The organism is Paenarthrobacter sp. GQ52 (assembly GCF_059759005.1).
Genome location: NZ_JCAXEJ010000012.1, coordinates 100,845 through 119,295, shown reverse-complemented (window position 1 = coordinate 119,295; position 18,451 = coordinate 100,845). Strand labels below are relative to the sequence as shown.

Sequence of the window (18,451 nt, the reverse complement as noted above, 5' to 3'; positions counted from 1 at the left end):
CAACCTTCAGTCGAGTGATGTTCGTACTAGAGATCCAAAATCAGGTCCCGGGACCGGCAACGTGAGACGCAAACAAACATTGACTTGTTCTCGGCCCGTTCGGCCGGGGAAAGCAGGAAATCACGGTGCTCAACGTCCCCGTCAATGACTCCGGTTTCACAGGTTCCGCAGATGCCCTCTGCGCATGAGCTGGGAACGTTGATGCCGGCATCGTTGAGGGCCTCCAGAACCGAAACATCGGGTCCAACGGCGATCCGCTGACCAGTGCTTTGGCAGATGACGTCGAAACTTGTCTGGTCGAGTTCCGGTCCGGGCACGATGTCCGGTGCCTTGAACCGCTCAATTCTCAATTGCGAGTCGTCTGCCATGGCGCCGGCAACAGCTTGCATCAATGATTCCGGGCCGCAGGCATACACCAGTGCTTCAGGCGGGAGCGAGCCGACTGCCTTTGAGAGATCCGCGAATTTCCCGTCGGCTTCGTCGGCAGCGTGGATGCTTATCCGGTGCCGGGGCAGACCTGAAACCTCCGATAGGAAGGCCATGGTTGAACGTGACCGGCCGGTATACAGCAGGGACCAGTCAGCTCCGACTGATTCCAACCGCCGCACCATGGAAATAATCGGGGTGATGCCAATACCGCCAGCTACCAGTGCATAGCGTTCGGCATGGTCAAGCTGGAAGTTGTTGCGCGGACCCTCAACCTTAATGAGCGTTCCCACGGGGAGCTCGTCGTGGATCAGCCTGCTGCCACCGCGGGAATCAGGGGTTCGCAGCACGGCCACAGTCCAGCTGGTGGAGTCTTCCGGGTCCGAACACAAGGAGTATTCGCGAGTAAGCCCATTGGGCAGATGCAGGCTCAGGTGGGCACCGGGAAGCCATTGCGGGAGCGCCGCCCCGGCAGGATCAACAAACATGATCCGGATGACGCCGTCGGCCTCCCAGGTTTTCTGGTGCACCCTGAGTGTCAGTATTTTCGGTTCGGGGACATCAAGGGTCACCGCCGCACGGTTCTGAATTTCCACGCTCATTGGTCCTCATTTCCTCCGGTGCGCGATTGCTTCGATTTCCACCGTGGCGCCATAGGGCAGGGCAGCGACCTCCACAAACGAACGTGCCGGACGCGGCTCCTCGAACAGCTGCTCGTAGTGACTGTTGGCTTCATCCCGCAGCGTCACGTCCGTGACGAAATAGGTGGTCTTAATGACGTCAGCCAAGGACATGCCGACGGTTTCCAGACGTTCGGAGAGCCTCGCGGCTGCGGCAACCAGTGCTTCAGAGCGGCCGGGTACGGCAGTCCCACTTTCATCCACCGACAAGGCGCCGGAGACAAAGCCGAATCCCCCGGCCACAAAGGCGGGGCTGTAGGGGTGAGCATTCATTGACGTACCTTTCGAAAGCAAGATGGTGGCAGCCTGTCCGGCCTAGTTACCGGCCCATGGGATGGATGCACCCGAGAGGTCGATGTAGATGCTCTTCTGGTGCATATAGGATCGGATGCCGTCCCGGCCCTTTTCGGTGCCCAGACCGCTTTCCTTAAGCCCGCTGAACGGGGTGGAGATACTGAATTGCTTGTAGGTGTTGACCCAGACAGTGCCGGCCGAAACGGCCCTCGCTGTGCGCCAGGCCAAGCGGTAGTCAGCGGTCCAGATTCCGCAGGCCAAACCAAAGACACTGTCGTTGGCCTGAAGGATGAGGTCCGCTTCATCCTCAAACGGCAGGATCACGGCCACGGGCCCGAAGATTTCCTCCTGGCAAATGACGTCAGAGTTGCTCACACCGGCAATGATGGTGGGCTCATAAAAAGCACCGGCTTGAAGTCTGGGCTCCTTGGGCACGGCGCCACCGCAGAGGATCTGCGCACCAGCCAGCCTCGCGTCTTCAACCATCCTGGCCACGGCGTCCCGGTGGGCATGGGCAACCAATGGCCCAACTTGGGTGCTTGGGTCCGTTCCCGGTCCGATTCGCAGGGCTTCGGCACCCTTGATCAGTCTTTCGACGACGGCGTCGTAGACCGATCGCTGAATGAAGACGCGCGAGCCGGCAATGCAGCTCTGACCGCTCGAAGAGAAGATGCCATAAAGCACGCCGGCCACAGCCTGGTCCACGTCAGCATCAGCAAAAATAATGGTGGGCGATTTCCCGCCCAGTTCCAAGGTGATCGGCATGATTTTCTCCGCCGCAATATGGCCCAGCTGGCGCCCCGTGGAAGTGCCACCCGTGAAGGAAATCTTGCCAACGTCTGGGTGCCGGGCAATCGCATCGCCAATGACGCGGCCGGGGCCGGGGAGGACGGACAGCAGACCTGCCGGAAGTCCTGCCTCCTCACAAATCCGCGCCAACAGGAGCGAAACCCAGGGAGCCCAGACGGGTGGCTTCACCAGGACTGCGTTTCCCGCCGCGAGTGCCGGAGCAACTTTTTGTGCGTCACTGGCAATCGGCGAGTTCCATGGCGTGATGGCTCCTACTACGCCGATCGCCTCATAGGTGGACATGCTGAGGTAGTTCCCGCGAGGGGACGTCAGTGCGTCCTCCATGGTTTCCAGGGCGGAGGCAGTGAAGCGGAACGTGGCTGCCGCGCTCATGGCGAGCGCCTTGGTTTCCACAAGTGTCTTACCCGTATCCAGCGTCTGCAGTTCGGCAATGCGGTCAGCATTGGCCTCAATCGCTGAGCTGATGCGGTGGAGGACAGCGGCACGTTCGTGAGGGAGTTTTTTTGCCCATCCGGACTCTTCCACGGCTTTCAGGCCAGCAGCTACCGCGGCGTCCACATCCGCCGTCGTTGCTCCATGGAGGGTGGCGAATACCTCTGAGTTAGCGGGATTCACGGATTCGATCAGTGCGCCGCTGCCTCGGGTCCACACGCCGCCCACGTAAATTTCATCCCGCGTATCCACCAGGCTGTCCGTATTCATCATCGGCTTCCGTTCATCTCTCTGTCTTTCCCACGGCGTCAATTCATGCGTGCCGCTCAAGGGTGGTGCGTACCAATCCTGTGAACTACGTCATACAAAAAGAATATCAGTAGTAAGATACTTTCTGTCAAGATATTTAGGTTCAAAGTTAATGTGGCTTTGGATCTGCGTGCTCCAGCGCATCTCTATGGATCGGCTCGCTGGTGTGCGCCAAGGGCAGGCCTGAGCTCTGGCTCTTGGCAGCGATGATCTCCGCCATGATGGAGACCGCGGTTTCAGCGGGAGTGGAAGCGGAAAGGCCCAAGCCGATGGGCGAGCGGAGAGGTTCCACCGACCGATCAGTGTGGCCCAAGCCAATCAGCCGCTCCCGGCGGTCACTGGCAGTTCGGCGTGAGCCCATCGCGCCGATGTACGCAAAACCGTGTCTTAGGGCTACATCAAGGACCGGAACATCGAACTTGGCATCATGGGTCAACACACAGATAGCGGCATCAGGGGCGAGCCTGCCCAGAGCGATTTCTTCCTGCAGGTAGCGCGCCGGTTGATCGACCACGATCTCATGGGCTGCGGGAATACGCTCGGCTGTCGCGAACACAGATCGGGCATCGCAAACAGTGACGTGAAAGCCAAGGAAAGCCCCCAACTGGGCCAAGGAGGCGGAGAAATCGATGGCCCCGAAGATCAGCAGCCTACGGGCAGGACGGTAGACATCGATCAGCAAGGACAACGGCTTTTCGGTACCGGTATCCGCCAGGAGAGTGACCGACGTCGTACTTCCGGAGGCTATTGCCTCCTGGACTGCAACCCCGACGGCGCTGACGGCGTCGGGAGCAAGTGCGGTACCTTCAAACAGCTCTTCGACATCCGCAGTTTGCAGCACCACTTCGGATCGACCCACCAGGCCAGGTACGCCGTCGAAAATGGTGACCATGGCGCAGGGCAGATTTTCATTCAGCGCCCTCTGCAGTGAAGCAAACTGTGCGCAGGAGCCCGGAGCGTACTTTTGGATGAAGATCTCAACGCTGCCGCCGCACGTCAGCCCGATGCCGAACCCGTCGTCGTCTGAAATGCCAAATCGGTAAAGCTCCGGAACCCCGCTGGCGAGGACCCCGGCTGCTGCTTCGATCACACTTGCCTCAATGCATCCACCTGAAACGGAACCGACCGGCGATCCGTCTTCGGTGACAAGCATGGACGTTCCGACTGCCCGTGGCGCGGAGCCCTCCGTGCGGACCACCGTGGCCAAGGCGACATGTTGATCGCCCAGCAATGATTTCTCCAGCGCCTCCATCACCTCACGCATTTCCATCAGCCCCGCCTTGGCGCACACGCGCAGCGCGGATGCCGTTGTAGACGCGTTCAGGCGTCATGGGCAACGATGTCAGCTGTGCCCCGGTTGCGTCAGCGATGGCTTGGGCAATCGCTGGAGCAATGGGCAGCATGCCCCCTTCGCCCATCCCCTTGGTCCCAAAGGGTCCGGCCCCATGGCCCTGTTCCTGGGTAATGGAGGAAAAGCGCCGGGGAATGTCCTCAGCCAAAGGCACCCGATAGAGGAGCGCCTCACCATTCAGCAGCACACCGTCGTCGTAACGCAGTTCCTCGAAGAGTGCCTGCGCCAGCCCGAAGACCGCTGCGCCCTCGTCCTGGCCGCGGCAACCCAACTTGTTCACCACCTTGCCGGCGTCCCCACTGACCACCAGCTGCAAAAGCTCCACCCGACCGGTTTCCGGATCAACCTCCACTTCGGCAGCTGCCCAACCGATCTCCCAAAAAATGCAGGGTGCTTCCAGGGGTGCGCTGCTGGAGTTACGGACCTTGTAGTAGCCGTCCGCCGTAAACTCGAATCCCGTTCCGCCGAATCTGTCCATAATCAGCGGCGGGAGCTCATAGGTGATGCCTTCAGCATCGACGATGTGCCAGTTGTCCAAACGGATCGACTGCCGGTCCAGCATCAGGTGTTCGGCCGCCATGTCCAGAACGGAACACTTCACTCGCTCTGCAGCCTGCAGGACGGCATGACCCATGACTGCGATGCCCGAAGAGGCGTTGGTGCCTTGGTCGAAAGGGGTGTTGTCGGTGTCAATAGCGGCATACTTCACCCGCTTCGGATCGCATCCGAGCGTCTCCGCCACGATCTGGCACAACGCCGAATGACCGCCTTGGCCCATTTCCACCAGGGCGCAATTCAGGAACACATCGCCGTTGGTGGTCACCTTCACCCTGGCTTGGGCAGGCTTGTTGACGCCGCCACCATCTTTGATGCCGATGGCCACGCCCATGCCACGATTACTTGAGCGCGTACGGTCGCGATAACCGATGGCGTCCGCCACCAGGTTCAGGCCATGCCTAAGGTCCGAATCGATGGGCGTTTCTCCTGGTACGAACTCCTCCCCCAATTCCTTGGCGTTTTTTAGTCGAAGCTCAAGGGGATCAAAACCCAGCCGTTCGGCGATCAGGTCAACCTGGCGCTCACTGGCCCAGGTGGCCTGCGTTGCGCCGAAACCACGGTAGGCGCCGGCAGGAACGGAGTTGGTGATCACTGCTTGGCAAACGGAATCAATACGCTTCCAGCGGTAGGCCCCGGGCATCCGATAGCCCGCTTTCTCCGCCACCAGCGGGCTGGCATCCGCATAAGCCCCACCGTTGAGCAGCACACGCGACTTGCGCGCCATGAACTCGCCGTCAGCCTTGAGCCCCGATGTGACCGTGAGGATGGCGTCATGCTGGCTCAGTGTCAGGAAGACTTCCTCTGTGCTCATGCAGTAACGCACCGGCTGCCCACCCGACAACTGTGAGAGCCGGATGGCGATCGCCTCCGTTTTTGGGCCGTTCTTGGCGCCAAAGCCGCCGCCCAGGAGTGGGACGTTGACCCGAATGTCGTTTTCAGGCAGCCCAAAAACCCTCGCCAGTTCCTTGCGCATTGGGAAAGGGCTCTGAGTAGAGGTCCACACTTCGATTTCGTTCTCTGTCGCCTCGGCAACCGTGGCAAAGGGCTCCAGGTGCATGTGGTTCATGCGGGAGAAGGTAAAGGTGTCCTCGAAGATGTAGTCGCAATCCGCCCAGACGCTCTCCTCTCCCGTTTCGTAGCGGAATTCGTAGCTCACGTTGTGGGCAGTGTGTGCCGCTCCCGAGGCTCCATCGCCGTACTCGGGATAGGCGGCGAAGGGCTGGTCGGGAAAAATGGCGGGCGCGGAGGGCTCCATCGCTGCTCTCACATCAAAGACAGCCGGCAGTTGCCCGTACTCAACACGGATCAAATCCAGTGCTGCGAAAGCGGTGCGTTCGTCCACTGCGGCCACTGCAGCGACGACGTCGCCAACATAGCGGACCGACTCTGTGGCCACAATCGGCTGGTCTTTGACGTAGGTGCCGTACGAGTGCAGTCCGGTGATTTCCTCCCGGGTGACCACGGCAGTGACTCCTGGCAGGGAGCGGGCGGCCGAAGCATCGATGCTCAGAATCCGGGCATGCGCGTGCGGGCTTCGCAAGACCTTCGCGTGAAGCATCCCGGGCTTCACAATGTCCACCGTGTAGACGGCACGGCCGGTTACCTTCGCGGTGCTGTCCAGGCGTGGGTGGTCGCGTCCCACGATCGGCGCATCGTCCGGAGTGCAAGGATTCACGAACCCGGTCATTCGAAATCCTGATCCTGCTGCTTGTCTGAGGCCAGTTCTGCGGCACGCTCCACGGATTCCAAGATCATCTCGTAGCCCGTACAACGGCAGGTGTTCGAACTGATCCATTCCCGGATCAGGTCCCGGTCCGGTTGCGGATTCTGCCGCAGCAGCCCCGTGGTCAGCATCAGCATGCCGGATGTGCAGAAGCCGCACTGGAAGCCGCCACATTCCCTGAATGCCTGCTGTTGGGCACTCAACGTGCCGTCCTGGGCTGCCAAGCCCTCAACGGTTTCAACACGCGTACCGTCAACATCGAAGGCAAACGTGGAACACGCAGCTACAGGAAGGTCATCAACCAAAACAGTGCAGGCACCGCAGACACTGCGCTCACACGACGCACGGACCCCCTGTTTACCGCAGCTGTTGCGAAGCAGGTCCAAGACCGTGGCACTCGTAGGGACACGATGCCGTTCCGGGCTTCCGTTCAGCTCGAATTCAACCTTGTGGGTGAATGCTTGCTCGCTTGATTCCGGTGATTCAAGGTTCATGGCTGGCTATCCTTTCCTTTGGTTACCGGTTGCTTGGGCAAGGAGACGGCGGCAGAGAACGCCCACCAAGTGTCGGCGGTAGTCGATGGACCCCGCGTAGTCGCCCGCCTCGTCCGGAAGCTGAGCCGCCAAAACCCCGCCCACGGAGACCGGGTCAAGCTCGGCGATGTCAGTTGCCTCGGCAGTATGTGACAGCACGAAAGGCTGCCGGTATTCACTGCCACAGACAGCAGAAACGGTGAGGCCGGCCACAGGGTCCTTTCGTACAGCGAGGGACACGGTGCTCACCGGGCGCATTGACCGCTCGTAGCCGAACCACAACAGGGACGCAGTGTCGACGGCGACGGCGGTCAGAATGCCTGCGTTGCCAAGGTTCCGGTCCCGGAGTGAGTCCTGGTCCCACAGTGAGGAGACGGGCAGGGATTCAACGTCACCCCCTTGAAACTGCATCTGCCCACCCAGCGCCGCCAGAATGACAGGCATTTCGTATCTATATCGACGGGACAGGAGATTGCCTCCGAGGGTGCCGCGATAGCGGATTCGAACTGTGGCAATTGATCCCCAGGCTGCTGCCAGGGCAGGCAGGGTGGACAGTATTTCCGGGCTTCTGCTGCCTTCAGCGTGTCTCACCAAGGAACCAATGCGCAGAACCCCGGCATTATTCGATATGGCCCGCAATTCCTTGATCCGTCGCACGGAAATCAGCACCTCCGGCTCCAATCCCTCGCGGAATTGCGCCACCAGGTCCGAACAACCCGCCGCAATCACAGCCTCTGGATGCTGCTGGGCAAGGGCCACAGCAACTCCGAGCGAAGTGGGCTGATGCAACATAAAGGGTGGAAGGGCGGACTGGCTCTGGGCTATCAGCCCCGCCCCTAATTTCTGGCCTCGCATTGGTCAGCCTTCTTTCGCGTTCGCCCGGTAGGGGGCTTTTTGCCGGGCGGCCCGCAACAGGCCGCCCGGCACGGTTCGGGCCCGGACTATGCCGGGCGGTCGCCCTTCAGGGTGACCCGGTGCATCAGTCGGTAGTGCGGGTGGTAGTCCCCCACCGCATAATGTTGGGTGGATCGGTTGTCCCAGATCACCAGGGAGTTCGGTTCCCAACGGAAGCGAACCTGGTATTCCGGAGTCCTGGCGAGGTCGGTGAGCATGTTTCTCAGCGAGTCCCCCAGCTGGGTGGAAATGCCCGTAAGCCGGGTGGTGAACAACGCGTTGACGTAGACAAGCTTTCGACCGGTTTCCGGATGCTTACGCACAACAGGGTGCGTCATGGGTGGATACTTCCGCCGGGTCTCCTCGTAGCGCGCCTCGCCGTCGGGACCCTGGCGGACAACTCCGGTGAGTTCCTTTTCCCAGTCGTGCACCCCCTCAAGCCCGTCAATGACGCTTTTCACGTTCTCCGGCAGAGCGTCATACGCGGCAGTCATACTCGCCCAGAGCGTATCTCCGCCGCACGGAGGAATTTCCTGGGCGTGGAGGCAGGTAGCGGAATTCGGCGTCGCCTGCCAGGTCAAGTCCGAGTGCCAGACGTCGGTCCCCGCAGCCCGGCCACGCGACTCCAGCACCTCAATGTGCGGATATTCGGGGAGGGAGGGGAAGAACGCACTTACTTCCTGGGGGTCGCCGAAAACCTTGGCGAATTCGATTTGATCATCCGGCGTGATGTGCTGATCGCGGAGAAACAGTACTTGGTGCTCGAGGAAAGCTTCCCGTAGTTCCGTCCGGCATTCCGGGGTGATCTCTTCACGTAGATCCAATCCATGGATGTACGCCCCGATGGTGGGTGTTGCTCGTTCCAGGGTGAATGTTTTGAACTGTTGATCGTTGCCGCTCATGGTAGTTCCTTCCTTTGTTGGCGTTTGATACAGCGGAATGCTTTGTGTCACTCCGAATACGTGGATGCGGGGACCTCATCAGCCCCGATCGCATCGCTGCGTCTCCCAGCCCGCGATGCCTTCTTTCGTATGACCCGACCGAGCAAAACAGCGCAAGTGATGGACACCGTTCCAGCGACGAAGACGTAAAGCGACGTCGAGACAGACGCATTTGTCGCAGCAAACAGGGCACCGGCAATAAGGGGTGCAATGGCGCTGCCGAAGAGATTGCCAAGAGTAGTAGCCAAGGACAACCCGCTATAGCGGACCTTTGCGTCAAAGGCGGTTGAGAAGTATGCCGGTGACAGTGCCCATGGGATATAGACGGCCACCGTTGCCGCAACGTAGCACACGGCGATGAGGCCATAAGTGCCCCCATCAAGGGCAAAATACAGGGGGAAAGCAACGATGACGATGAGCGCAAGGCCCCACAAGTACACCCGCTGCCCGCCGAATTTGTCTGAGAGCGCACCGGCGATCGGGGTAACTACAAAGCCAATCGCGGAGGTGACGATCACCAGGACCAACATCGCCGTCGAGTCCAGGTCTCCGGACTTCCCTGCGTAAACAAAGTTGTACACGGTGATCAGGTAGAAGAAGATTCCCGGTGCCAGACTGGCGCCGGCTACAAGGAACACTTGCTTGGGGTGTGTCCGAAGCACCTCGACTACAGGCAGACGCACAACGCCGTGGTCAGCCTTGACTCGATCGAACTCCGGGCTCTCCGCGACCTTCACACGAATAACCAGGCCAGTGATAACCAGTACCGCGCTGAGCAGGAACGGAACCCGCCAGCCCCAGGCCATGAAGGCGTCCTCCGACATCGACTCCAGGGGTATATACAAGGTCATAGCCAGGATCAGCCCGACTGCAACGCCTGCCTGCGGCCAGCTGCCGAAATAGCCTCGCTTGCCTTCGGGGGAATGTTCGGTAGCCATCAGTACTGCACCGCCCCACTCTCCCCCGAGTGCGAATCCTTGGGTCAGCCGCAGTACGACCAGCAGAATCGGGGCGAACACGCCTATCGAGTCGTATGTGGGCAGTAGTCCAATGGCTACTGTGGCAATCCCCATGATCAGGATGGTGAGGACCATCATCGGCTTCCGGCCTGCCCTGTCACCGAAGTGGCCGAAGACGATGGCCCCAAGGGGACGGGCGACGAAGCCGGCCGCGAAAGTCGAGAACGCAAGCAGGGTCCCGGTTGTCGGGTCGAAGCCAGGGAAGAAGAGGTGGTGAAAAACGAGCACCGCTGCGGTGCTGTAGATAAAGAAGTCGTACCACTCGATAGTCGTGCCGATGAGGCTCGCGAAGGCGACCTTCCTCGGAGAACTCGCGCCCGATGGTTGTGCGACCACTGCACTCATATTGTGCCTCCAGGTAATTTTGCGAACAGTCGGCCCCGCAATGCGTGGACCCTGGTGATCAGGGCTGCCTTAGGCACCTGTCTCAGAATGAGCTTTGAAGTGATGCAGATTACTTCAGTAGTCATTATCTTATGACTGAGATGCTTTGTGCGCAAGATCTCATTTCTCATGGAATGCGGCCGGAAAACTCAGGCAGTAAGTGGACTGGAGGGCGCGCGGCCCCTCACTGCGGCGTGGGAGCGATGAGGCCCCTGGCAATCTGTTCAAGAATTTCCTGGATGCCGCGGATGTCCCGGAGGAACGGGGTGCGGACAACGCTGCTGATCACGTGCAACGCCGCTTTCACCCTGGTCCTCACCACTTCCTGATCGGCGCCGGGGTAAACGTCCTGGACCAGCGAGGCCACATCGGTGATGTAGTCCCCCTGGGCCTCCATCAAGTTTCGCAACTCCCGTTCGGGAAGGTGCGGACGTTCGGACACTGCCAATTGCAGGAATTCAGGGCTTCCCAAGGAGAACGCAATGTATGAGGAAAGGATGCGCTCCAGCGCCTCGGCCGCATCAGCGGCTTCAGTGAGAGCCCGCGACATGTCCATCCACCGCACTTCCTTGGCGCGATGCAGTGCTGCGGCAAGCATTTCCGCCTTACTGTCGAAATGGCGGTAAATGCTGGGACCCGCCACTCCAACTTCAGCGCCGATGTCGTCAAGGCTGACGGCGTCAAACCCGTTCGCAGCGAACTGCCGGATTGAGGCTGCCAGCAACGCCTCGCGGCGGGTGCGCGGCAAGTCAAGGGGCCCGCTACGGTGATTCGCCGCCGCTTTGATCGGGGGCATTGGCATGACCAGTAGTGTGCGGGCGAGCGTGGTCAGCTGGGATTCTTCGTCCGCGCTGGAGAGCCGGTTTGGGTCGTGCGACACACTGATCATTGCCGCAAACATGGCCCACGCGCGCAGGTCCGCCTCGGCAGCGGGCAGAGCGGAGCTGCCGGACTGCAGCTTGCCACTGATGGCGAACTTGATACCGCTGGCAATATCGAAGCGGATGGCAGGCGGGAGATGGCGGGATTCACGCTCCCACAGGACACCATTTTCCCGGTGCACCAGGATGGCCCGCCCCAGCGCCGTGATCAACTGTTCGAGGTCGCCGTCGGGCGTCTGGGTGATGCTATCCAAAACGGGCTCGAGGCTGGCCACCACTGCCTCGCGAAGAAGCTCACCCTTGCCCGGGAAATGTCTATAGAGGGCGGATGGCTGCACTGCCATCGCCTTGGCTACATCGGTCATGCTGACCTGGGGATATCCCTTCTGCGCGAAGAGGTCACCTGCAGCAGCAAGAATCAGGGCGCGCCGGTTCCGCGGCCTAGTGCCGCGCTCCGGGGCGGTGGAGGACTTTTTCATGTTCACAAGATTAGTCGCATTCACTTATTGCGCAATAGCCCGCCACGTGCCAAAGTTTAAGAACAACCTGCGGATCACTGAACTTCACTTACGGAAACGCCAGCTGACGCGAGACAGCGATGCCTCACCCTGGCAGACACGCGAAGGTTCCTCCGCAACACAAGCACCGGCCAAAAGTACTTCACAGCCGATGCCGATTCACTTACGGGACGCCAAGGTGGCTCGTAGACCAAGAGAAACAACGCAAGAACGAGACACCCCGATGGACAGGTTTTCCCGGGCGCCAGCGGCGCCCCTTCCGCGAGTTTCCATCCCACGCGATAACTCAAAGCACCGTCCCAACCCAAAGTTCAGTGCCGTGACAAAGGAGTCCCACATGAAACGACGTGCAATAGTCGCTGTTGCCGCACTTTGCGGCTTCGCAGCTCTGACAGGCTGCAGCTCCGGGAATGACGCCCCCAACGCCTACGCCGTTAAGACGGACATTCCAACGGCAGCAGCAATGGAGCCGGCAATCCTGGACGCCGCCCGCAAGGAAGGCTCGCTATTGGTTTACGGCGAGGCGAATGAGGCGACCATGAAACCGGTCCTGGCTGCGTTCCAGAGCCAGTACCCCGATATCAAGACCAGCTACATCAGCCTCGGCGGAACCGAAAGCTTCCAGCGCTATCTCAACGAGAAAGCCACCGGCGGAAAGACGGCGGACGTCATCGTCAGCCTCCAAGGCGCGAACTTCCTGGATCTGGTCAAGCGTGGTGACATCCAGGACTTCACACCACCTGCTGCGGCGCCGCTGCCCGACTTCGCGAAACTCGCCCCCGGTGTCTTCGCAATGGAACTGAACCCGGTCATGGCGTTGATCAACACCACTCTCCTGCCCGAATCCGAACAGCCCGATTCCCTTGAAGCACTCGCCAAGATGTCCGGCGACCCCAAGCTCACAGGCAGGATCGTCACCTATGACGGCACTACGGAGTTTGGCTACACGGTTAATCACGCCTACATAGCCAAGGCGGGAGAGGCCGGATGGGACGTCCTGGATCAACTCGGACAGAACACCAAGGTGGAAGCCAGCGCAGGTCCTATGTACAACAAACTTCTGCAGGGCGAGTACACCATGTCCTACTTCCAGTCCGGCGCTACCCGGCCGCTCCTCACAGGCGCTACCGCGAAGGTGCTGAACTACAAGTTCTTCAAGGATGGATCGCCCTTCATGCCCCGCGGTGCCGGAGCAACAACCGGGGGTAAGTCACCCAACGCCGCCAAAGTGTTCCTCAACTTCCTGATTGACAAGGCAGGCCAGACGGCCGGTTGCGCCGGCGGGTTCGCACCGTACCTGGACGGTGTGGACTGCCCGGTGAACCTCGCGAAGGTTACAGAGCAATTGGGTGCAGAGAACATCAACATCGCCACCTGGGATGAGGCCCTGGTGAACGATGCGCCGGCCTTCAAGAACCGCTGGAAAGAAGCATTCGGGCGATGAGCATCTCCACCCTTACAGACCCCAAGGCCCCGCCCCCGCCGCCGCCGGGTGTTGGAAACATCAAGCGGGCATGGCTGCCGGAGAAAGTCATCCACTACGGCGTCTGGATCCTCGCAGTCCTGCTGATCCTCGGCCCGATCGTGCCGATCGTCTGGTCATCACTGTGGTCCACGCCGCTCTACGAGGGCGGCGGCAGCGGCACCCTGGACAACTTCCGTAAACTGGCGACCGATCCACTTTGGTGGTCAGCCGTCGCCAACAGTCTCCAGTTCGCCGTCTTCGCCACCATCGGCTCAGTTCTGGTTGGAACCACAGTGGCCTTGTTGGTAGCCCGCACCGACCTCCCGCTGCGGAAGCTCTACTCAGCCCTGATCGTCCTGCCCTTGGTCCTGCCTGGACTAGTGCTCATCGTCGGCTGGCAATCAATGTGGTCGAAAAACGGATATGCCACACATCTGCTGGAACAGTACACACCGTTCACTGTCCCCTTTGACCTCTACAGTGTTGCCGGAATGGTGGTCATGGGTACTGTCCTCGGCTCGCCTGTGGTCTATCTCTTTGCCCGCGGGACGCTGTCCTCAGGTGATTCCACACTCGAGGAAGCGGCCCGTTGCAGCGGCGCCGGTCCCTTCCGTGCCTTGATCACGGTGACTCTGCCGTTGCTGCGCCCGGCACTACTCAACTCCGGGCTGCTGGTCTTCGCGTTGGCGCTGGAAACGCTGGGAATTCCGCTCATCCTTGGTACTTCCAAAAACATCGACATGATGTCCACGTACCTGTACCGGCAGTGGACCGGAAGCGCCGACGGCGGTGGAGGAGTTCTGCCTGCAGGAGCGGTCATGTTGTTGCTCGCCGTCACTTTGCTGCTGTTGCTGCGCAACCGCCTGGCCGGCGACCTCGCCCGCTTCACCACCACCGGCGGCAAGTCATCCAGGCCGGCAAACGTCGTCAAATTAGGCGCCTTTGGCTGGTTGCTGTCCGCCGGCGTCGGAATTGTTCTGGGTTGCGCAACCCTGGTGCCGCTCAGCGGGGTGGTTCTCGCCTCCGTCACCGCTGTTCTGACCCCCGCGATCAACCCGTTCAGCCTGCTGACGCTTGACCACTTCTCCGCGATTTTGACCAACCCGCTCTACACCGGAGCTATTGGCAACAGCTTGCTGATTGCCACAGTCGGCGCTGCCATCGCGACGGCCTGCATCGCCGTCATCGCCTTGGTTGCCCACCGTTCCAGCTTTCGGTTCCGTGGATCCCTGGAGCACATCGTGCTTTATCCCCGTGCCGTCCCGGGCTTGATCACCGGCATGGCCTTCTTCTGGACGTTTGCCATCCTGGACCAGTCCGGAACTTTCAGGGCCACACTTTGGGCGGTGGGTATCGCTTTCGGGGTGCGGGCGCTAGCCATGGGCTACGCCGCGTTCTATCCCTCACTTGCCGCACTGGGTGCGGACCTGGACCGCGCCGCGCGCTCGGCCGGGGCGGATTGGTGGACGGCGATGCGCACCATCATCCTCAGCCTCCTGAGGCCAGCCATGGGCATCTCATATGTCCTGCTGTTTGTAGCAATGCTCAACGAAGCCGACGCCGCAGTTTTCCTGGTAACCCCTGAAACCCAGGTTCTGGGACTGGCCATGCTTCAGATCGCAGCAAATGGCCTCGGCGGCACCGTGGCCGCCCTCGGAGTCATCCAACTCGTCATCACCGCAGCTGTCCTGGGCGCAGGACGCATTCTGTTTGGAGTTCGCCCTAATGTCTGATCTGGTCATCACCAATCTCACCAAGAAGTTTGGCCGTCTGACGGTCCTGGACAACGTTTCGGTGACAGCCACCGACGGACAGATACTGACGTTGCTTGGGCCAAGCGGCTGCGGCAAATCCACAACGCTCTGGTCCATCGCAGGACTGCTCAAGCCGGACGGCGGCAGCATTGTTGTGGGCGACCAGACCTTGTTCAACCACGATTCCTCCGCCTTCCTGCCGCCGGAACGCCGCGACTGCGGCGTGGTTTTCCAGTCCTATGCCGTGTGGCCGCATATGAAGGTCCGCGACAATGTGGGCTATCCGCTGCGGCTGCGACGCTACAAGCCCGAGGCACTACGCAGACGCGTCGATGAAGTGCTCGAGCTGGTTGACCTCTCTGATCAGGCAGACCGCTATCCGCATCAGCTCTCCGGCGGTCAGCAGCAACGAGTGGCGCTGGCGCGCGCCTTGGCTTTCCCTCCGCGCTTGCTGCTCCTGGACGAGCCGTTTTCCAATCTTGATGCCAAGCTGCGGGAACGTACCCGCGATTGGTTGCTTCAGTTGCAACGCAAGATTGGCGTGACCACGGTGTTTGTGACCCACGATCAAGACGAAGCCCTGGCAATGAGCGACAAAATTGCTGTCATGTCGGCCGGAACCGTCCGGCAGATTGGTACGCCGGAGCAGATCTACAACGATCCTGCCGATCTCTTTGTTGCTGATTTTGTTGGCACCAGCAACTTGCTGGAGGGAACAGTGATTGGCCGCTCAAAGGGAATCCTGACGATCAAGATCGACGGGTTGGACCAAGCGATCCACGTACCATCCGCCATTGATTCCGACGGCGTCGTGGTTGCCGTTCGTCCGGAAGCGCTGGCGTTGTTGCCTGACGATGCGTCGTCTGACGGCTACGAAATGACTGTCAACGGGCCCGTCCTTGAGAGGTCCTATCACGGCCACCATTTCCGGTACAGGGTGGGCGTCGGCGAGCAGTCCTTGGTGGTCGAAACCCGTGAGCGCACGGATTCCCCGCACGTTCGCGTGGGCATTCCACGGGACGGGTACAAGTTGTTCCAGCCCCGCACTGCCAAGGCGCCCAAGGCCGCACAGTGATTCCCGTCGGATCAAGCTACCCCATCAGAATCGACCTTTTCAGCGACACTATTACCCGGCCAACAAAAGCTATGCGCCAGGCCATGGCCAACGCCGAAGTCGGGGACGAACAAAAGGGTGAAGACCCCTCCACCAACGAACTGGTTGCCCTGGCACGGGAGCTCCTGGGCAAGGAGGAAGCTGTCTTCCTGCCATCAGGAACGATGTGCAACCAGATCGCCTATGCTCTGCACTGCCGCCCTGGCGACGCGATTCTTGTTGACGAGACTGCGCATTCGCTGTGCCATGAGGAAACCGGGGCGCCCGCCCTGGCCGGTGCCCTGTACAGGCCGATCAAAGCAGACCATGGCGTGTTCTCGGTTGCCCAGCTTGAAGCGGCGCTCCGCCCCGAGGGGAGATCATTCGCCCGGAATGCGGTGCTCTCCATAGAGCAGCCGTCCAACCTCGGAGGCGGCACATGCTGGTCGCTGGAGGGCATCACGTCAGTGACGAACGTGGCACGGGCTCAACAGATCAAAACCCACATGGATGGCGCCCGCCTGCTCAATGCGGTGGTGTCCACCGGCGTATCTGCCCACGCTTTTTGTGCCCCGTTCGACTCAGTCTGGCTGGACCTCAGCAAAGGACTGGGCGCCCCAATAGGAGCCGTGCTGGCAGGCGACGCTGATTTCATCAATGAGGCCTGGCGGCTCAAGCAACGGTGGGGCGGCTCCATGCGTCAATCAGGCATTGTGGCGGCAGCGGGTACGTTTGCCCTCCGCAACAACGTGGACAGGCTCGCAGACGACCATGGGAATGCCCGCCTGCTGGCTGAACTGCTTGCTGTCAACCCTCATATTTCGATCGATCCGCTAACAGTCCAAACAAATATTGTCCTCTTTGACCTGGTCGACTTCCCTGTCACCGCGCACGTGCTGGTGGATCGCCTGCTGCAGACCAGCGGGATCCGGATGGGCGCCTTTGGCCCGTCCACGATTCGTGCCGTCACCCATCTGGACGTTGACACGGAAGACGTACGCCTCGCCGCTGACGCGCTCAGGGAATTGCTGGACGAAACCTACTCGCTGCACGTAAGCCCAAGGAGCAACTAACATGACCATCACTTTTGATGTGGCCGACCGCCCCGTACCGTACAGCGTCAGCCGCGCGGCCCGGACAGGCGACGACGTCACCGTGCTGCTCAATGCACGTGTTGTTGATCCCGAGTCGGGGACGTCCGGTTCCCTGAGCGATGTGTGGCTAAAGGCAGGACAGATCTCCCGTATTGTTCCTGCCGGCAGTGAACCGGGCATGGGCAGCGTCCTGGATCTTAAGGGCAGGTTCGTGGCCCCCGGACTCATGGATGCCCATGTTCACTTGGCCTTCGATGGTGGTGATGACCCGAAGGGAACCTATCAGGGCAGCAGCGATGACGAGATCGTTGCGCAGGTGGTGGCGAATGCGCGGATTGCGCTTCGTGCCGGAATAACCACGGTACGGGACTGCGGGACACCCAGGCACCTGCTTGCTCCCATGAGGGCAGCCCTGGGCATGGTGTCCGATGTCGCCACCGTGGTTCATTGCGGTGCGCCGATCTGCCGCGTGGGCGGGCACGGTCACGACATGAACGGAGAGGTACGCACCCGTGAGGATATCGAGGCCATTATCGCCGAACAGCACGCGGCCGGCGCCACCTGGATCAAGCTCATGGCCAGCGGCGGCGGATTTACTCCCGGAACCAGTCCAAGCGTCTTTGAATTCGATCCCGTCCTGCTCCGGGAGGCGGTGGTCATCGCCGGCTCCTACGGCATGAGGACTGCAGCCCATGCCCATGCCAGTTCCTCAATGGCCGCATGCATCGAGGCACGCGTGCACTCCCTGGAACATGCCTCGATGCTGGGGCCGGACGAGCAGTGCGCTCCCGATCGCGAGCTGTTGCGAAGGGCGGCCGATGCCGGGATCCATATTGTGCCCACCGTCATTTCAGCGGACATCGTTTCCCGGCAGTTGCGAGAGGGCCACCCAGTACTATCCAACCCCCAGGACCGCAATGTGGTGGCGCGGTTGGAATCGCGGTTTACCAACGTGACCGAGTTCCTCCGCTCCGGCGTGTCAATCGTGGCAGGGACGGACGCCGGCCCTGCCCACGTCACCTTTGATCTTCTTGCCCGCGAGTTGGAACGCTATGTCGACGCCGGACTGGCAGCACAGCATGCACTGAAATCTGCCACGTGTGAAGCCGCCGACATGCTTGGGATGGAGACGCAAGTGGGTCGCATCCGGCCCGGTCTGTGGGCCGACCTCATCGTCACGGCGGAGGACCCCATGCAGGACATCAGCACTCTCGCAACACCCCTTGGAGTCCTCAAGCGAGGACTACTGATCTCCCAATAACTGCTCGCGCCACCCCTGAACCACCAACACA

General features: G+C 60.7%; 15 protein-coding genes. 5 read left to right on the top strand and 10 right to left on the bottom strand.

What is annotated here, in order from left to right; genetic code table 11:
- Nucleotides 1–26 precede the first annotated feature (26 nt).
- From AC6CH8_RS15670 to AC6CH8_RS15625, 10 genes are all read right to left on the bottom strand, one after another.
- Nucleotides 27–1,028 (bottom strand): PDR/VanB family oxidoreductase, encoded by a 1,002-nt coding sequence (locus AC6CH8_RS15670; protein WP_474658748.1) that lies wholly within the window; start codon nt 1,026–1,028, stop codon nt 27–29.
- Between the two features lie 6 nt (nt 1,029–1,034).
- Nucleotides 1,035–1,379: a RidA family protein gene (locus tag AC6CH8_RS15665; protein WP_420178846.1), complete on the bottom strand. Its 345-nt coding sequence runs from the start codon at nt 1,377–1,379 to the stop codon at nt 1,035–1,037.
- A gap of 42 nt (nt 1,380–1,421) precedes the next feature.
- Nucleotides 1,422–2,912 (bottom strand): aldehyde dehydrogenase, encoded by a 1,491-nt coding sequence (locus AC6CH8_RS15660; protein ID WP_498191432.1) that lies wholly within the window; start codon nt 2,910–2,912, stop codon nt 1,422–1,424.
- Nucleotides 2,913–3,060: 148 nt separating this feature from the next.
- Nucleotides 3,061–4,221, bottom strand: a complete 1,161-nt coding sequence (locus AC6CH8_RS15655) for an XdhC family protein (protein ID WP_420178848.1) — start codon at nt 4,219–4,221, stop codon at nt 3,061–3,063.
- Nucleotides 4,208–6,547, bottom strand: coding sequence for a xanthine dehydrogenase family protein molybdopterin-binding subunit (locus AC6CH8_RS15650; RefSeq protein WP_420178849.1), 2,340 nt, complete (start codon nt 6,545–6,547; stop codon nt 4,208–4,210). The genes AC6CH8_RS15655 and AC6CH8_RS15650 overlap by 14 nt, the downstream gene beginning before the upstream one ends.
- On the bottom strand, nt 6,544–7,077 hold the full coding sequence (locus AC6CH8_RS15645; RefSeq protein WP_420178850.1) for a (2Fe-2S)-binding protein: 534 nt from the start codon (nt 7,075–7,077) through the stop codon (nt 6,544–6,546). Before AC6CH8_RS15645 ends, AC6CH8_RS15650 begins: the two co-directional genes overlap by 4 nt.
- A 6-nt stretch (nt 7,078–7,083) precedes the next feature.
- Entirely contained in the window at nt 7,084–7,971 is an 888-nt protein-coding gene (locus tag AC6CH8_RS15640) for an FAD binding domain-containing protein (RefSeq protein ID WP_498191431.1), read from the bottom strand.
- An 86-nt stretch (nt 7,972–8,057) separates the two neighbouring features.
- The gene (locus tag AC6CH8_RS15635; RefSeq protein ID WP_091470611.1) at nt 8,058–8,912 is read right to left on the bottom strand and encodes a TauD/TfdA dioxygenase family protein; all 855 of its coding nucleotides are present in this window, start codon (nt 8,910–8,912) and stop codon (nt 8,058–8,060) included.
- 47 nt (nt 8,913–8,959) lie between these two features.
- Nucleotides 8,960–10,315, bottom strand: coding sequence for an MFS transporter (locus AC6CH8_RS15630; protein WP_498191430.1), 1,356 nt, complete (start codon nt 10,313–10,315; stop codon nt 8,960–8,962).
- Between the two features lie 223 nt (nt 10,316–10,538).
- On the bottom strand, nt 10,539–11,714 hold the full coding sequence (locus AC6CH8_RS15625; protein ID WP_498191429.1) for a TetR/AcrR family transcriptional regulator: 1,176 nt from the start codon (nt 11,712–11,714) through the stop codon (nt 10,539–10,541).
- 376 nt (nt 11,715–12,090) lie between these two features.
- On the opposite strand from AC6CH8_RS15625, the gene AC6CH8_RS15620 reads away from it, so the two are divergent.
- Genes AC6CH8_RS15620 through AC6CH8_RS15600 form a run of 5 tightly spaced genes read left to right on the top strand, consistent with a single transcriptional unit; the run spans nt 12,091 to nt 18,420 of the window.
- The gene (locus AC6CH8_RS15620; protein ID WP_498191428.1) at nt 12,091–13,197 is read left to right on the top strand and encodes an ABC transporter substrate-binding protein; all 1,107 of its coding nucleotides are present in this window, start codon (nt 12,091–12,093) and stop codon (nt 13,195–13,197) included.
- On the top strand, nt 13,194–14,951 hold the full coding sequence (locus AC6CH8_RS15615; protein WP_498191427.1) for an ABC transporter permease: 1,758 nt from the start codon (nt 13,194–13,196) through the stop codon (nt 14,949–14,951). The genes AC6CH8_RS15620 and AC6CH8_RS15615 overlap by 4 nt, the downstream gene beginning before the upstream one ends.
- The gene (locus tag AC6CH8_RS15610) at nt 14,944–16,047 is read left to right on the top strand and encodes an ABC transporter ATP-binding protein (RefSeq protein ID WP_091470605.1); all 1,104 of its coding nucleotides are present in this window, start codon (nt 14,944–14,946) and stop codon (nt 16,045–16,047) included. Before AC6CH8_RS15615 ends, AC6CH8_RS15610 begins: the two co-directional genes overlap by 8 nt.
- On the top strand, nt 16,044–17,138 hold the full coding sequence (locus AC6CH8_RS15605; protein WP_498191426.1) for a threonine aldolase family protein: 1,095 nt from the start codon (nt 16,044–16,046) through the stop codon (nt 17,136–17,138). The genes AC6CH8_RS15610 and AC6CH8_RS15605 overlap by 4 nt, the downstream gene beginning before the upstream one ends.
- A gap of 1 nt (nt 17,139) precedes the next feature.
- On the top strand, nt 17,140–18,420 hold the full coding sequence (locus AC6CH8_RS15600) for an amidohydrolase family protein (RefSeq protein WP_420178859.1): 1,281 nt from the start codon (nt 17,140–17,142) through the stop codon (nt 18,418–18,420).
- Nucleotides 18,421–18,451: the final 31 nt, after the last annotated feature.

Excerpts from the sequence above, each read along its gene's own strand:
- AC6CH8_RS15610 (WP_091470605.1), top strand. The coding sequence starts at position 14,944 with ATGTCTGATCTGGTCATCACCAATCTCACCAAGAAGTTTGGCCGTCTG.
- AC6CH8_RS15645 (WP_420178850.1), bottom strand. The coding sequence starts at position 7,077 with ATGAACCTTGAATCACCGGAATCAAGCGAGCAAGCATTCACCCACAAG.
- AC6CH8_RS15660 (WP_498191432.1), bottom strand. The coding sequence starts at position 2,912 with ATGAATACGGACAGCCTGGTGGATACGCGGGATGAAATTTACGTGGGC.
- AC6CH8_RS15625 (WP_498191429.1), bottom strand. The coding sequence starts at position 11,714 with ATGAAAAAGTCCTCCACCGCCCCGGAGCGCGGCACTAGGCCGCGGAAC.
- AC6CH8_RS15670 (WP_474658748.1), bottom strand. The coding sequence starts at position 1,028 with ATGAGCGTGGAAATTCAGAACCGTGCGGCGGTGACCCTTGATGTCCCC.
- AC6CH8_RS15630 (WP_498191430.1), bottom strand. The coding sequence starts at position 10,315 with ATGAGTGCAGTGGTCGCACAACCATCGGGCGCGAGTTCTCCGAGGAAG.
- AC6CH8_RS15650 (WP_420178849.1), bottom strand. The coding sequence starts at position 6,547 with ATGACCGGGTTCGTGAATCCTTGCACTCCGGACGATGCGCCGATCGTG.
- AC6CH8_RS15615 (WP_498191427.1), top strand. The coding sequence starts at position 13,194 with ATGAGCATCTCCACCCTTACAGACCCCAAGGCCCCGCCCCCGCCGCCG.
- AC6CH8_RS15620 (WP_498191428.1), top strand. The coding sequence starts at position 12,091 with ATGAAACGACGTGCAATAGTCGCTGTTGCCGCACTTTGCGGCTTCGCA.
- AC6CH8_RS15600 (WP_420178859.1), top strand. The coding sequence starts at position 17,140 with ATGACCATCACTTTTGATGTGGCCGACCGCCCCGTACCGTACAGCGTC.
- AC6CH8_RS15635 (WP_091470611.1), bottom strand. The coding sequence starts at position 8,912 with ATGAGCGGCAACGATCAACAGTTCAAAACATTCACCCTGGAACGAGCA.
- AC6CH8_RS15640 (WP_498191431.1), bottom strand. The coding sequence starts at position 7,971 with ATGCGAGGCCAGAAATTAGGGGCGGGGCTGATAGCCCAGAGCCAGTCC.
- AC6CH8_RS15665 (WP_420178846.1), bottom strand. The coding sequence starts at position 1,379 with ATGAATGCTCACCCCTACAGCCCCGCCTTTGTGGCCGGGGGATTCGGC.
- AC6CH8_RS15655 (WP_420178848.1), bottom strand. The coding sequence starts at position 4,221 with ATGGAAATGCGTGAGGTGATGGAGGCGCTGGAGAAATCATTGCTGGGC.